Source organism: Gemmiger sp., assembly GCF_057431175.1.
Genome location: NZ_DBMDDV010000031.1, coordinates 20,874 through 35,686, shown reverse-complemented (window position 1 = coordinate 35,686; position 14,813 = coordinate 20,874). Strand labels below are relative to the sequence as shown.

11 protein-coding genes are annotated in these 14,813 nt (G+C 63.3%); 9 read left to right on the top strand and 2 right to left on the bottom strand.

Annotated elements, in window-relative coordinates; all coding sequences use genetic code 11:
* Positions 1-469, bottom strand: a 469-nt coding sequence (locus ACZO0A_RS10695; RefSeq protein ID WP_486846305.1) for a pyrroline-5-carboxylate reductase family protein, incomplete at its 3' end; no start/stop codon positions are given.
* A gap of 321 nt (positions 470-790) precedes the next feature.
* On the opposite strand from ACZO0A_RS10695, the gene ACZO0A_RS10690 reads away from it, so the two are divergent.
* The 5 genes from ACZO0A_RS10690 to ACZO0A_RS10670 all read left to right on the top strand — a co-directional run bounded on the left by ACZO0A_RS10690 (position 791) and on the right by ACZO0A_RS10670 (position 9,692).
* Complete coding sequence (locus tag ACZO0A_RS10690; protein WP_291232098.1) at positions 791-1,804, top strand: aldo/keto reductase; 1,014 nt, start codon at positions 791-793, stop codon at positions 1,802-1,804.
* 231 nt (positions 1,805-2,035) lie between these two features.
* Positions 2,036-3,193, top strand: coding sequence for a cysteine desulfurase family protein (locus tag ACZO0A_RS10685; RefSeq protein ID WP_215694561.1), 1,158 nt, complete (start codon positions 2,036-2,038; stop codon positions 3,191-3,193).
* Positions 3,194-3,404: 211 nt separating this feature from the next.
* Positions 3,405-4,598 carry a tRNA uracil 4-sulfurtransferase ThiI gene (gene thiI, locus ACZO0A_RS10680; RefSeq protein ID WP_291212476.1) on the top strand — a complete coding sequence of 398 codons (1,194 nt, stop codon included), beginning with the start codon at positions 3,405-3,407 and terminating at the stop codon, positions 4,596-4,598.
* A complete protein-coding gene (locus ACZO0A_RS10675; protein ID WP_302376043.1) occupies positions 4,595-5,896 on the top strand; it encodes a competence/damage-inducible protein A in 1,302 nt (433 codons plus the stop codon). Before thiI ends, ACZO0A_RS10675 begins: the two co-directional genes overlap by 4 nt.
* A 238-nt stretch (positions 5,897-6,134) precedes the next feature.
* Positions 6,135-9,692 (top strand): SpoIID/LytB domain-containing protein, encoded by a 3,558-nt coding sequence (locus ACZO0A_RS10670; protein WP_486846304.1) that lies wholly within the window; start codon positions 6,135-6,137, stop codon positions 9,690-9,692.
* A gap of 189 nt (positions 9,693-9,881) precedes the next feature.
* Here the strand turns inward: ACZO0A_RS10670 and ACZO0A_RS10665 are convergent, their stop codons facing one another.
* Positions 9,882-10,355: an NUDIX hydrolase gene (locus tag ACZO0A_RS10665; protein WP_302376041.1), complete on the bottom strand. Its 474-nt coding sequence runs from the start codon at positions 10,353-10,355 to the stop codon at positions 9,882-9,884.
* Between the two features lie 67 nt (positions 10,356-10,422).
* On the opposite strand from ACZO0A_RS10665, the gene ACZO0A_RS10660 reads away from it, so the two are divergent.
* The 4 genes from ACZO0A_RS10660 to dnaK all read left to right on the top strand — a co-directional run bounded on the left by ACZO0A_RS10660 (position 10,423) and on the right by dnaK (position 14,778).
* On the top strand, positions 10,423-10,956 hold the full coding sequence (locus tag ACZO0A_RS10660; protein ID WP_291209696.1) for a stage V sporulation T C-terminal domain-containing protein: 534 nt from the start codon (positions 10,423-10,425) through the stop codon (positions 10,954-10,956).
* Between the two features lie 279 nt (positions 10,957-11,235).
* On the top strand, positions 11,236-12,249 hold the full coding sequence (gene hrcA, locus ACZO0A_RS10655) for a heat-inducible transcriptional repressor HrcA (RefSeq protein WP_252261718.1): 1,014 nt from the start codon (positions 11,236-11,238) through the stop codon (positions 12,247-12,249).
* A 21-nt stretch (positions 12,250-12,270) separates the two neighbouring features.
* On the top strand, positions 12,271-12,864 hold the full coding sequence (locus ACZO0A_RS10650) for a nucleotide exchange factor GrpE (protein WP_302376040.1): 594 nt from the start codon (positions 12,271-12,273) through the stop codon (positions 12,862-12,864).
* 81 nt (positions 12,865-12,945) lie between these two features.
* Positions 12,946-14,778 (top strand): molecular chaperone DnaK, encoded by a 1,833-nt coding sequence (gene dnaK / locus ACZO0A_RS10645; protein ID WP_215694547.1) that lies wholly within the window; start codon positions 12,946-12,948, stop codon positions 14,776-14,778.
* The last annotated feature ends 35 nt before the right edge of the window (positions 14,779-14,813 follow it).

Below are 14,813 nucleotides of genomic sequence, written 5' to 3'. Positions count from 1 at the left end.
CCAAACGGCCCGCGGGGGCCATGGCGGTGAGCCATTCGTTCAGCTTGTCCGGCTCCACATCGTCAGAGCAATACTTGATCATGCCGTCGCCCAGCGCCACGGGGGTGTTGGGCATCATGCGGATGATGGGGTAGCCGCTGCCGGCCATCATGCGGATCTGCTGCATCGACAGCCCCGCCGCCATCGTGACCAGCACAAAGGGGCGGCTCTCGGCGCGGGCTTCCAGCGCGGGGGCCAGCTCGTCCAGCATGTCGGCCATCATCTGGGGCTTCACCCCCAGAAAGATGAAATCGCAGATGCTGGCGACTTCCTCATTTGTGCCGCAGGCACAGCCGAGTTCCTCGGCCAATGCCTGTGCCTTGGCGGGCGTGCGGTTGGCCAGCAGCACATCCCCGGCGCCGGCACCCTTGCAGACCGCGCGTGCCACGGCCCCGCCCATGTTGCCGCAGCCGATAAAACCGTATTTCATAAAGAACCCCCTATACCTTATTTTATATACAGTATAATGGTAGTACAGCAGGGGCGTTTTGTCAACGGAAAAACGGCTTCTCCCTTGGGGGAGAAGCTGGCCGCGAAGCGGTCTGATGAGGGGAGAGCCTGCCGCAGCAACCCTTTGACCGGGCAATAGTGGCCAAACGCGCCCCTCATCCGGCCCTGTGGGGCCACCTTCCCCCTCCGGGGAAGGCTTTAGGTCTGGATTTTTGCGGAAGATTTGCTATAATGTGGGTAACGGAGAATTTGTAGGGGGCGGCGTCCTCAACGCCCCGCAACAGAGCAAAAGGAGCAAACTATGCAATACGTCAACTTTGGTCAAACCGGCTTGAAAATTTCCCGCCTGGGGTTTGGCGGCATCCCGATCCAGCGCATCGACCAGCCCGGCACGCGGGAACTGCTCATCGCTGCCCATAAGGCGGGCGTCAACTACATCGACACTGCCCGCGCCTACACGGTCAGCGAGGAATGGATCGGCCAATCGCTGGAAGAAGCGGGCCTGCGGGATGACTTCATCCTGGCCACCAAATGCCGCGCCCTGACCAAGGCCGACATGGAGGCCGAGATCGCCACCAGCCTGAAAAACCTGCGCACCGACCACATCGAACTGTTCCAGTTCCACAACCCCAGCATGGAGGGCCTGCAAACCATTCTGGCCCCCGGCGGCGCAATGGAAGCCCTGCTGGAAGCCAAGGCCAAGGGCGTAGTGGGGCACATCGGCATCACGGCGCACCTGGCCGCCGTGTTTGAGGCCGCGCTGGACATCCCGGAAATCGAGACGATCATGTTCCCCTATAACATCGTCGAGCAGCAGGGCAAGGAGCTGATTGACCGCTGTGCGGCGGCGGGCAAGGGCTTTATCGATATGAAACCCCTCGCGGGCGGGGCCATCGAGGATGGCCGCCTGGCGCTGCGGTACGTGCTGTCCAACCCGGCGGTGACGGTGGCGATCCCCGGTATGGCGACGGTGGACGAGCTGAACGCCAACGTGGCGGGCGCGGCGAACATCGACCCGCTGACCCCCGAGGAAGAAGCAGCCTGCCAGGCCGTGCGCGACGCGCTGGGCACGCAGTTCTGCCGCCGCTGCAACTACTGCGCCCCCTGCACGGTGGGTATTTCCATCCCCAGCGTGTTTTTGTTCCAGGGGTATCTGAACCGCTATGGCTTGCAGCAGTGGGGCCGCGAGCGCTACGCCACCCTGCAAACCAAGGCCGGGGCCTGCATCCGGTGCGGCGCGTGCGAACCCCGCTGCCCCTATAACCTGCCCATCCGCCAGATGATGAAAAAAGCCGCCGAGGACTTTGGAGAGTAAAAGCCCTGGCCTTCCCACGAAGCGGAAGGATTCCTGCCCCGGCTGCGGGTGTAGCGGCGTGCAAGGCAAAGCCCATCGGAATCCCTCCGGCCGTCTTCGGCGTCCACCTCCCCTCAAGAGGGGAGGCTTTTTTGTTATCTCACTTTTTTCCCCGAAAATATTGTTTTTTCGGGGGCGAACGTGTATAATTTAACCTGTATAACTTTGTGTAAAATGTGAGGAATGAGTGTTATGCTTTCCGACCCCCAGCTGCATTATCTGGACAACGCTGCTACCTCCCGGGTGGATCCGGCGGTGGCGCAGGCTATCACCACGGCCATGGTGGAACACTGGGCCAACCCCAGCAGCCTGTATGACCCCGCCGTGGCCGCGCAGGACGCCATTATGACCGCCCGCGCCCGGGTGGCCAAGACCCTGCACTGCCGCAGCGACGAAATCTACTTCACCGCCTGCGGCAGCGAGGGCAACAACATGGCCGTCTACGGCGCGGCCCGCCCGCGCAAGCACTGGGGCAACAAAATCGTCGTGACCGGGTTCGAGCACCCCAGCGTGCAGCGCCCCATCCGCGCCCTGAAGGACGAGGGCTTCACCGTTGTTGAGGTTCTGCCCGGCCCGGATGGCCGCATCGACACACAAAAATTTTTGGCCGAGATCGACAAAAGCACCGTCCTTGCCGCCTGCATGGCCGTCAACAATGAGACCGGCGCGGTGCAGGATATCGCCGCTTTGGGCAAGGGCATCAAGACCCGCAACAGCCGCACCCACTTCCATGTGGACGCCGTGCAGGCGTGGCTGCGTATGCCCATTGACCTGCAAAAATGGCGTGAGGTCGATAGTTTGTCTGTCTCCGGCCACAAGGTACACGCGCCCAAGGGCGTGGGGGCGCTGTTTGTGCGGGACAGCCAGCGCCAGAACCTCAAGCCGCCCTACATCGGCGGCCACCAGGAGCGCGGCCTGCGCCCCGGCACCGAGAACACGCCCTACATCGTGGGCTTGGGCGTGGCGGCGGCCCAGGGTCAGCAAAAGCTGCGCACCCGCGCCGCCCACATTGCTGCGCTGAACCAACAGCTGCGCGCGGGCCTGGCCGCGCTGGACGGCATCACGCTGAACTCGCCCGAGGACGCGGTGGGGGAGATCGTGAACTTCTCCACCAACTGCATCAACAGTCAAACTTTTATCAACTATCTGAACACCCGCGCGGTGTATGTCTCGGGCGGATCCGCCTGCGATAAGGGCGAGCCGAGCCACACCCTGCAGGCCATGGGCTGCGCCGATTTGACCGTGCGTACTGCCCTGCGCGTGAGCTTCTGCGCCGACAACACCGCCGAGGACGTGGACGCACTGCTGGATGGGGTAAGAGATGGGTTGAAGGAATTGCAGCATATTTGAACGGCTGCTGGCGGCGGCCTGAGGGCAGGCCGCCCTACGAACCCCTTTTCGGGCAAATCGTAGGGCGGGGTGCCCTCACCCCGCCGCAGACAGTAGGGGCGAGGCATGCCTCGCCCTCCGCCTTCCCGTTACAGTGCGTCTGCCGTAGAGCCGAGGGTCGGGCATACCCGACCCCTACCGTGCAGTCGCATATTTTGAAAGGAACTACAGAATGAAAGAAATCATCCTCGCCTATCAGGGCGAAATGACGCTGAAGGGCCTGAACCGCGGCAAGTTTGAAGCGCGGCTGGCAAAAATCATCCGCTGGCGGCTGGAGCCACTGGGCAAGTTCAAGGTCTACCAGGCCCAGAGCACCGTTTTTATCGAGCCAAAAGAGGACGGCCTTGATATGGATGAGGCATTCCGCCGCGTGTCCCATGTGTTCGGCATCGTCAAACTCAGCCGCGCTGTCGAGTGCCCCAAGGATTTTGATGCCATCTGCGAGACCGCCGAGGCCTACCTGGGCGAGACGCTGCGCGGCCTGCGCACCTTCAAGGTCGAGGCCAAGCGCGCCGACAAGGCCTACCCGATGAAAAGCCCCGAAATCTGCCGCGAGTTGGGTGCCTACCTGCTGGACAAGCACCACCACCTGCGCGTGGATGTGCACAACCCCCAGCTGGAAATCATGGTCGAGATTCGTGACCACGCCGCCTACGTCCACGGCCCCAAGGTCGAGGCTGCGGGCGGTCTGCCGGTGGGCACCAGCGGCCGCGCACTGAACCTGCTGTCCGGCGGCATTGACAGCCCCGTCGCTGCCTGGTGCATGGCCCGCCGCGGCCTGGCGCTGCACCACATCCACTTTGCCAGCCCGCCGTACACCAGCCTGCGCGCCAAGCTGAAAGTGCGCGATCTGGCGCGGGAAATCGTCGAGTACACCGGCAACTGCACGCTGTTTGTCGTGCCCTACACCAAGCCTCAGGAGTACATCCGCGACCACGCGCCCGACGTGCTGTTCACGGTTTTGATGCGCCGCAGCATGCTGCGCATTGCCAACCAGGTGGCGAAAAAGCTGGAATTGCAGGCCCTCATCACCGGCGAGAGCCTGGCCCAGGTCGCCAGCCAGACCATGGCCGCGCTGGCCTGCACCGACCAGGCCCAGGATCTGCCTGTGCTGCGCCCCTGCATCGGCATGGATAAAATCGAGATCATCAATATTTCGCGTAAGATCGGCACGTTTGAGACGTCCATCGAGCCGTATGAGGACTGCTGCACGATCTTTACCCCGCCGCACCCCAAGACGAACCCGACACTGGACGAAATTCTGGCCGCCGAGGCCGCTATGCCCGGTCTGGCCGCGCTGGAAGCCGAGGCCGCCGAGAATGTTGAAAAGATCTACATCCGCATGGGAGATGACGAACTGCTGTGACAGCTGAAATTATCTGCGTGGGTACGGAGCTTTTGCTGGGGGATATCCTGAACACCAATGCCCAGTTTTTAAGCCGCGAACTGGCTGAGCTGGGCATCAGCGTACTGCACCAGCACGTCATCGGCGACAATCCCGCCCGGCTGAAAGAGCTGGTTTTGCAGGCAAAAAGCCGCAGCAACCTGTTGATTTTTTCCGGCGGGCTTGGCCCCACCGAGGACGACCTGACCAAGGAGACGGTGGCCGAGGCCTTCGGCGATACGTTGGCATTTGACGAGACAGAGTGGCAAAAGATACTTGACTTTTTCGCCCGCACGAATCGCCGCCCGACGGAGAACAACCGCAAGCAGGCCATGTGCCCGACCAGGGGCCACAAGCTCATCAACGACCACGGCACCGCCCCCGGTGCTTGGTTCGAGGATGAGAACGGCCACTGCGCCGCGCTGATGCCCGGCGTGCCCCGTGAGATGAAGGCCATGTGGGCTGAGCAGGTGCGCCCGATTTTGCTGCACCGCCAGAACTGCACGATCCACAGCCGCACGCTGCGGGTGCTGGGCGGCGAGAGCGCCATCGCCAGCAAGGTCGCACCGCTGTTTGAGGCAGCCAACCCCACCGCCGCCATCTACTGCAAGACTGGCGAGTGTGAGATTCGAGTGACCGCCCGCGAGGCCACCGAGCAGGCCGCCGAGGCCGCCTGCAATGCCCGCATTGCGGAGTTTAAAGAAATTCTGGGCGCAGCGGCCTATGACGTTGACGTGCCTGCACTGGAATACACGGTGGTACGCGCTTTGCGCGAGCATCACCTCCACGCTGCCACGGCGGAGAGCTGTACCGGCGGCATGATCGCCGAGCGGCTGACCAACGTGCCCGGCAGCAGCGAGGTGTTCGGCTTCGGCTTTGTCACCTACGCCGAGGCCGCCAAGCAAAAGCTGCTGGGTGTGGACGCCGCCGTGATTGAAAAGTACAACGTTGTCTCCGGGCCTGTGGCCGCTGCCATGGCCTTTGGTGCTGCGCGGAAATCCGGCGCGGAGCTGGCTGTGGGCATCACCGGCCTGGCCGGGCCGGGCGGTGCGCTGCCCGGCAAGCCGGTGGGCACGGTCTACCTGGCTGGTGCCGACACCCGCACGAACACCGGGTATTTGATGCGCCTGACGCTGGGCGGCTACCAGGACCGCGCCATCATCCGCACCCGCGCCGCGCTCTACGCCCTGGATATGCTGCGCCGCATGGCGCTGGGCCTGGATGTGCCGGAGAGCGTGCGGTTTACGCCGGAGACGGCGGATGACGAACTGGATATCTAAAACCCCAAGCCTTCCCCTTGAGGGGAAGGTGCCGCCGCAGCGGCGGATGAGGTGCGGGTTTCTGTCGCCGCCCGTTTGCGGGATATAACGGCAAGGCTGCCCCTCATCCGTCTGCGGTCGGGGCCGCAGACACCTTCAGTCTACGCGCTAAGAGCCGCCTACGGCGGTTGCGCTCCGACACGCGCCTGCGGGCGCAGCCCCAAAGGAAAAGGCAATTCAACACAAGAAAGGTTCCACCATGGTCAACACTCAACTGAAAATTCTGCGTGTTTTCGGGCCTACGGGCGCGGAGGTGTCCAGCGTACTGCGGCAGATCCGCGACGATGGCTGCCCCGGCCTGCGCCTGTTGGAGCGCGACGGCGAATTTGCCATCTGCGTGCAGGTCAGCGCCCCCAACCGCGCCATGGCGGAGCAATACTGTGACAAGTGGGCCGCGCGGCTGCGGGCCAAGTTCGGCGACGATGTCTTTGCCGAGGGCGAAACGAGCTTGGCCCAGGCCACGCTGGATGCCTTGCTGGACAAGCGCAAGCTGCTGGTGGCTGTGGACGAGACGACAGGCCGCCTGCTGGGTGCGCTTTTGCAGCCGCTGGCCCACAGCGAGGCCGTGTTCGACTTTGGCACCGAGAGCTATGCCGACCCGCAGACAGCCCGCCGCATCGCCGTGCCGGAACAGCTGTTGAAGCGGTTCCCCGGCGATGTGGTGCAGGCCGCCGCAGGCCGCGCCCTGGCCGCCATGCAGGTGACCGGCGCGGACTACGCGGCTGCCTATATGCCCGCCAGCGTGGGCCAGTGCCCCTTTGTGCTGGTGTGCGACCGCCGCGGCGCGGTGGCCTGCGCCCTGCCGCCCGATATGAACGACACGTTCATCGCCAACCAGATTTTGGATCTGCTGCGTCGCCGCCTGTTCGGCTTGCAGCTGACCGACTCCTGCATCACCTTCCGCCCCGGGCACGACCGGCCGCTGCTTATCGTGTCGGAGGCCGCCAAGAGCCGCGGCAATACGGTCCGATTCTCGCTGCGCCGCCGCACGCCGCCCACCCGCGACGCCGACCATACGGCGGATTTTGAGCCGATGCTGGACTTTGACCGCCCAGTGGCCCCGCCGAAATTTGCCGCCCCTGCGCAGGAAGTGGAAGCAGCCGCGCCGGAGACGGACTCCGCCCCGCAGCACCGCACGCTGCGCCGCCACGAAGCCGCGCCCACCCCGCCGCCCGCGGCCCCGGCTGTGCCTGACCATGAGCCGACCGGTGTCATCCAATTCGAGAGCGACGACGCCCCGGCCCCGGCGATGCCTGACCCGCTGGCAGTCCAGACGGCTGGCCCCGAAAATGCCCGCCATGCCCGCATCCGCCGCGCCCGGCCTGTGACCGCTGACCCGGCCCCCAGCGTGCCGCTGATGCCGGTAGACCTGCCGGACTTTTCGGAAAATCCGCCGGAGACCGAGCCGCAGGCTGCGCCGCGCTCGGTGCTGGACGATGATATCCCCGATTTCTCCGCTGACCTTGACCCCGCCGCCATTGCCGCTGCCCAGGCCGCCGATGACGCCGCCGAGGCCGCAGGCAAGAGCGCCAGCGTTGAGGACTTTACCCGCGCGGCGACCCAGCTGTTTGACGCCAGCGCCATTGAGGAGGCTGCCCGGGAAAAAGCAAAGCCCCGCAAAAAGCGCAAAAAGAACGCAGATTCGGACGCCGACCTGCCCCCGAAGCAGCCCGCACCGCCCAGCATCAAAAACCGCAGTTTGGAAATTATTGAAAAGAGCGAGCGCCGCCGCAGACGCACGGTCACGCTGATCCTGGTCGTGCTGCTGCTGGCTGTGCTGGCCGGTGCCGGGGCACTGTGGGTGTTCTTCCGCAATGATCTGGGTGCCAGCCCTGCCGCCAAGAGCTACGGCACGGCGCTGTACGATTCCACCGCCGAGAGCTATCTTGACAAGGCGCTGGACCGCCGCGCAGGCGTGGTGGCCTACCTGGGCTGGCCCGGCTTTGATGGCGCGTTGGTCTACTCTGCCGACACGCCCACGCCCGAAACGCCGGAATCCGGCGCAGAGCCGGGGTCCATCGTCCGTTTTGCAACCCCCAGCGCCCTGGACGCCGCCACCCCCGGCAACACCGTGTTGGAATGCACCGGTGACGACTACAAGGCGCTGGCCGACCAGGACACACTGAAACAGAACGGCGGCTTCACGCTGTATACGGCAGACCGCACCTACCGCTTCAAAGCGCTGGCGGTCTACTACTGCGATCCCGCCGAGCAGGGCGAAGGTGCGTTTGACCTGTATGGCAGCACCGACCTGTCCAACTATTACGACTACCTGACCTTTGTGGCGGGCATCCAGGCCCGCAGCCTGTTTGACACCGGGGTGGAGGTGGGTGACGAGTCCCACTTCTTGACCGTGACGACCCAGAGCGGCGAGAACGGTGCGCTGCTCTGCATCACGGGCCGCCTGGTCGAGGACGGCGAGGCCGAGGTGCTGAACACCGCTGCCTTTACCGCCACAGAGGAGCCGCTGCTGACGGCGGCCCAGTACCAGAGCAAGGGCCAGCCGATGCCCACGGTCAGCGCCCTGATGCGGACCAGCGTGGAGCGCTATGCCCAGCAGAGCGCCGCCACCCAGGCCGCCCGCAAGAGCAGCGGCACGGCCCGGGACGACACCATCGCCGCCGCCGATCTGGCCCAGCGCGCCGACGAATTGCAGAACATCACCGACAGCCTGCTGGCCAGCACCGACAAGATGCTCAAGGGCCTGACCGATGTGGCAGGCTCGACGAACGCTGTGGAGACGGACCTGAACAAGGGTGCCGAGGGCACGCTGCCCGAGCAGACGGTCACAGTGGACCAGATCAAGGTGACGGCCACGCCGGCCCCTACCGACGCCCCGACGCCCGAACCTACCGAGGCCCCGGCGTCGGACGCCAACAGCGAACCGACCCCGACGGAAGCGCCGACCCAGGCCCCGCAGCCCGACAACAGCACCGGCACTGAGGGCGAGACCATCAACGTGACGATGAACGGCACGGCCCAGACGATGGACCTGGTGCGCTGCCTGGCGATGGTGGCCCAGAACGAACTTGGCCCCAACGCCCCCGCCGAAGCCTACAAAGCCCAGTGTGTGGCGACCCACTGCTGGATTTTAAGCCAGTCGGGCTATCCGTCGGTGCTGGGTGCAGAGCCGGGCGCGGCTGCGCTGGCCGCTGCCCAGGAGGTTGCCCATGTGCTGGTGACTTACAATGGGCAGGTTTGCTTCACGCCGTATTTCGCCTCTGCCAGCACGGGTACAGCCTCGTCTGCCGAGGTCTGGGGCGGTGAACGCGCCTGGCTGCAGGCCGTGGACAGCCCCTACGATCAGCAGGTTTCCAGCAACTGGAACACCAACGGCAATTCCAGCGGCACGGCCCGCTTCTCCCGCGAGACGCTGGAAAACCGCATCCGCGACGAGCTGGGCATCGACCTGGCAGGCGTGGACCCCAACAGCTGGTTCACCATCAAGAGCGCCAACCAGTACGGCTGGGTCGCCAAGATTCAGGTCGGCCCCGATGGCAACAGCGAGACGGTCAGCGGCCGCTGGTTCCGGGAAAACCTGCTGGCCCGCCAGAGTGTGGATGGCCGCAGCCTGCGCAGCCAGTGCTTCACGGTCAGCTATGACGCCGATCTGGATTGCTTTATCTTTGATGTGTACGGTTACGGCCACGGCTGCGGCATGAGCCAATGGGGTGCCATCGGTTACGCCCGCAACGGCTGGAGCTATCAGGATATTTTGACGCATTATTTCGTTGGGACGACGATTACGACGTATTGATAGTACAGAAAAAGAGCGTGTGCAAGAAATGGCACACGCTCTTTTTTGGCAGTAACATCCACCGCACGGCGGGAATCCCTCCGACCTCGCTTCGCTCGGCCACCTCCCTTTGACAAGGGAGGCTTTAAAGGCCCCCTCGTTAAAGGGGGCTGTCACCGAAGGTGACTGGGGGATTCCGCCGCGCGGTGGTTATAGCAACGCCTCCCCATCCAGCACCGCTTTCACCAGCACGTCCCCCTCATACGTCAATTCCAGATGGAAAAACGGTGCATCCTCAGCCAGCAGCTTAAAGAAAATTTTATCCCCCTGCCAAATCGGCAAATCCTGCACAGAATTCTTGTCCACCCACTCTAAACATCCCTCGTCGCAGTCTGTCATCACGCCGGAAAAATCCGTGCAGGTGTACAGGTGCATCCGCTCGGCGGGCCAGGGGTCACAGTAAAAATCCACGATGCCGCGATAGACAGGCGTGTGCATCGTCAGGCCGGTCTCTTCGCGCACCTCGCGCAGGGCGCAAGTCAGCGCATCCTCGCCCGGCTCAAACTTGCCGCCGACGCCGACCCACTTGTCGTGGTTGACGTCGTTTTTCTTTTTGACGCGGTGCAGCATCAGGTACGCGCCGTCTTTTTCGAGATAGCAAAGGGTGGTTTGCAGTAAATCCATAGGGAACTCCTTACATATTTTGTATGAAACCGCAGATACTACCATAAAAAACCAGGGAGGATTCTGTATGAGAGCGACAGGAATTGTGCGGCGCATCGATGAATTGGGCCGGGTGGTCATCCCGAAGGAGATACGCCGTACCCAGCGCATCCACTCGGGCGACGCACTGGAAATTTTTACCGATGGCAAAGGGGAAGTTGTCTTTAAAAAGTATTCGCCGCTGGCAGAGCTGGGCGAGCCGGCCGCCGCCTACGCCGATGTGCTGGCCCGGCGGCTGGGCTGTGGTGTGGCTGTCTGTGACCGGGAAAAGATCGTGGCCGCCGCCGGGGCGGGCAGAAGTGAGCTGCTGGGCGAGCCGCTGCCGCCTGAGTTGGACGCCCTGCTGGCCCGCCGCAAGCTGTACACCGCACCGGAAGAGCCGCTGCACCGGGTCGCGTTGGGCAGCCGTTGGCTGCTGTGCGCCGCGCCGGTTTTGGTGCATGGCGATATTGAGGGCGGCGTGCTGCTGCCGGGTATGCGCCGGGATGCCGTACCCGACCCCGAGACCATCCGCGCCGCCGCCACCGCCGCCGAGTTTTTAGCGCGATGGATGGGGGAGTGACGGGGTGTCTGAATGCACACCGCCGTGTAGGGGCCGGGCATGCCCGGCCCTCAGCTTTCCCGCAAGCGACCGTTTTCCGTACAAGTGCAGGCCGGGCATAACCGGCCCCTACATATATAATAGGTAAGAACTCTGCCGTGATTGTGACGAAACTGTTAAACTTACAAAAAAATCGGAAAAACCCCTTGACAGTTTGCAAAACGGGAATATAATTAACTTAGCACTCAGAGATATAGAGTGCTAAACAAAACCGAAAGCAAACCAAAGGAGATGAGCAGCATGGCCATGGACGCGCGCAAGCAGCGTATACTGGAAGCCATTGTTGCCCTGTATGCCAACGGCGGCGAACCGGTCGGTTCGGGCCTGCTGGCAAACTACTTTGACATGGCACTGTCCAGTGCAACGCTGCGCAACGAGATGGCGGCGCTGACTAAGCTGGGCCTGCTGGAACAGCCCCACACCAGTGCGGGCCGTGTGCCCAGTGCCCAAGGCTATCGCTACTACCTCGACCACCTGATCGATGCGCCGAAGGCCAGCGCCCTGCCGGATGCCGACCGCCGCCACATCGATGACCTGTTCGCCGCCATGGATGCCGAGCCGGAAAAGCTCGTGCCCGCTGCAGCCCGCAGTTTGGCTGATTTGACTGGCTGCGCCGCTGCCGCCACCACGCCCCAGGCCCCGGATCTCTGCATCGCCCACTTTGAGGTTGTGCAGGTCGGGCGGTACAGCGCGGCGGTGCTGGCAGTCACCAGCGCAGGCGGGGTTCGTACCCGCGTGGCCCGCGTCGATACCGGCCTGTCCCGGGACGACGCCGCCAACATCGCGCAGCTGCTCAACCGGGGGCTTACGTTTGTAGCCCCGCAGGACCTCAGCCCCATGCTGATGGCCAGCCTGGTGCTGGCCGCAGGTGAGCGGCTCAGCCCCGTGATCATGGCCGCGCAGGCGCTTGTCACCACCGGCCCGCAGGCCTGCCTGGAAGGCGCACAATACCTGGCAAAGATGCCGGATGTCCGCCAGAACCTTGGCACGCTGCTGGAGATTTTCTCCGACAACGAGGCCGCTACCGAGCTGATCCGCCCCGAGGGAAGCCGCGTTACGGCCACCCTGGGCTGCGACCTGGACCCGGCCATGCCGGGCTGCTGCATCGTCAGCAAGCGGTATCTGGCAGGCGGCGGGCTGACAGGCTCGGTGGCGCTCATCGGCTCCACCCGCATGGAATATGAGCGGCTGCTGCCGATCCTCGACTACTTTGCCGCAAAGCTGGGGCAGAGTATGGCCGGGCAGGGCCAATAATTGGAAAGAAGGAAACCCGCAATGAGCCACGAAAAAGAAACCAAGCAGACGCCCGCCGCAGAGACCAAGGTGCCTGAGACCGAGGCCAAGGCCCCTGAGCAGGAGGCCCCCAAGGCCGACAAGCCCGAGGCAAAGCACGAGGGTAAGCACCACCACGAGACAGCGGCCTTGCAGGCTAAGCTGGACGAGGCGGAGAAAAAGAACGAGGAGCTGAAAAACCAGCTGCTGCGCACCGCCGCCGAGTATGATAACTACCGCAAGCGCAGCCAGCGCGAGGCCGACCAGAAGTTCAACGACGGTGTGTCCCACGCTGTGACCCAGATTTTGGGCATCCTGGACACGCTGGATATGGCTGCCAACGCCGCCTGCACCGACGAGAACTACAAGAAGGGCGTCATGATGACGCTGGACAAGGCCGCCAAGGCCCTGGAAACGCTGAACATCACCGAAATCGAAGCGCTGAATCAGCCGTTTGACCCCAACTTCATGAACGCCGTTTCGCAGGCCCCCGCCGCCGAGGGCCAGGAGAGCGGCAGCGTCACGCAGGTTTTCCAGAAGGGCTACAAGATCGGTGACAAGATCATCCGCCACGCGATGGTCGTTGTCGCAGAATAAGGCGAACCGAATCAAAAGATTCGTTTCCATATAAATTGACATTCACTACTGTTCAAAGCAAATTTGAAGGGAGTTTTTATTATGAGCAAAATCATCGGTATTGACCTTGGTACTACCAATAGCTGCGTCGCTGTTATGGAAGGCGGCGAGCCTGTCGTCATCGCGAACGCCGAGGGCGCCCGCACCACCCCGTCTGTCGTCGGTTTCACCAAGACCGGCGAGCGTCTGGTCGGCCAGGTCGCAAAGCGTCAGGCCATCACCAACCCCGAGAATACCATCTCCTCCATCAAGCGTAAGATGGGCACCGCCGAGAAGGTCCACGCCGGCGGCAAGGACTACACCCCCGAAGAGATCAGCGCTATGATCCTGAGCAAGCTGAAGGCTGACGCCGAAGCTTACCTGGGCGAGCCTGTCACCGAGGCCGTCATCACCGTCCCCGCCTACTTCAACGACAGCCAGCGTCAGGCCACCAAGAACGCAGGCACCATTGCCGGCCTGAACGTCAAGCGTATCATCAACGAGCCGACCGCTGCTTCTCTGGCCTACGGCATCGATAAGGAAGCCGACCAGAAGATCATGGTCTACGACCTGGGCGGCGGTACCTTCGATGTCTCCATCATCGAGATGGGCGACGGCGTTACCGAGGTTCTGGCCACCAACGGTGATACCCACCTGGGCGGCGATGACTTCGATGAGCGCATCATCAACTGGATGGCCGAGGACTTCCAGCGCGAGAACAACATCGACCTGCGCAAGGATAAGATGGCTGCCCAGCGCCTGAAGGAGGCCGCTGAGAAGGCCAAGATCGAGCTGTCCAGCGCCACCACCACCAACATCAACCTGCCGTTCATCACGGCTGACGCCAACGGCCCCAAGCATCTGGATATGACCCTGACCCGCGCCAAGTTCAACGAACTGACCGCTGACCTGGTCGAGCGCACCATGACCCCCGTCCGCAAGGCTCTGGCCGACGCCGGCCTGAAGGCCTCCGACCTCGCCAAGGTGCTGATGGTCGGCGGCTCCACCCGTATCCCTGCCGTCTATGACGCTGTCAAGAAGGAACTGGGCTGCGAGCCGTTCAAGGGCATCAACCCTGATGAGTGCGTTGCTGTCGGCGCTTCCATCCAGGGCGGCGTTCTGCAGGGCGACGTCAAGGGCCTGCTGCTGCTGGATGTTACCCCGCTGAGCCTGGGCATTGAGACCCTGGGCGGCGTCTGCACCAAGATCATCGACCGCAACACCACCATCCCCACCAAGAAGAGCCAGATCTTCTCCACCGCTGCGGACAACCAGCCCAGCGTTGAGGTCAACGTCCTGCAGGGCGAGCGTGAGTTTGCCCGCGACAACAAGAGCCTGGGAACCTTCCATCTGGATGGCATCGCTCCGGCTCCCCGTGGTGTGCCGCAGATCGAAGTTACCTTTGATATCGACGCGAACGGCATCGTCCACGTCAGCGCGAAGGACCTTGGTACCGGCAAGGAGCAGAGCATCACGATCACTGCTTCCACCAACATGAGCAAGGACGACATCGACAAGGCTGTCAAGGACGCCGAGCAGTATGCCGCTGAGGATAAGAAGCGCCGCGAGGAAGTCGATGTGCGCAACAACGCCGACCAGATGGTGTTCCAGACCGAGAAGGCCCTGGGCGAGTTTGGCGACAAGGTCTCCGCTGAGGAGAAGAGCGAAGTCGAGACGAAGCTCTCCGCCCTGAAGGAGGCCCTGAAGTCCGGCAGCATCGATGACATCAAGGCAAAGCAGGATGACCTGCAGAAGGCTTTCTACGCCATCAGCGAGAAGGTCTACCAGCAGGCCGCCCAGGCACAGGGCCAGCAGCCCGGTGCCCAGCCCGGCCCCGACGCCGGCAGCCAGCCCAAGGATGACGGTGCCGTTGACGCCGACTTCCACGAGGTTTGATGCGTAACTAACCCATAATAAGGCCGCCGCTGGGC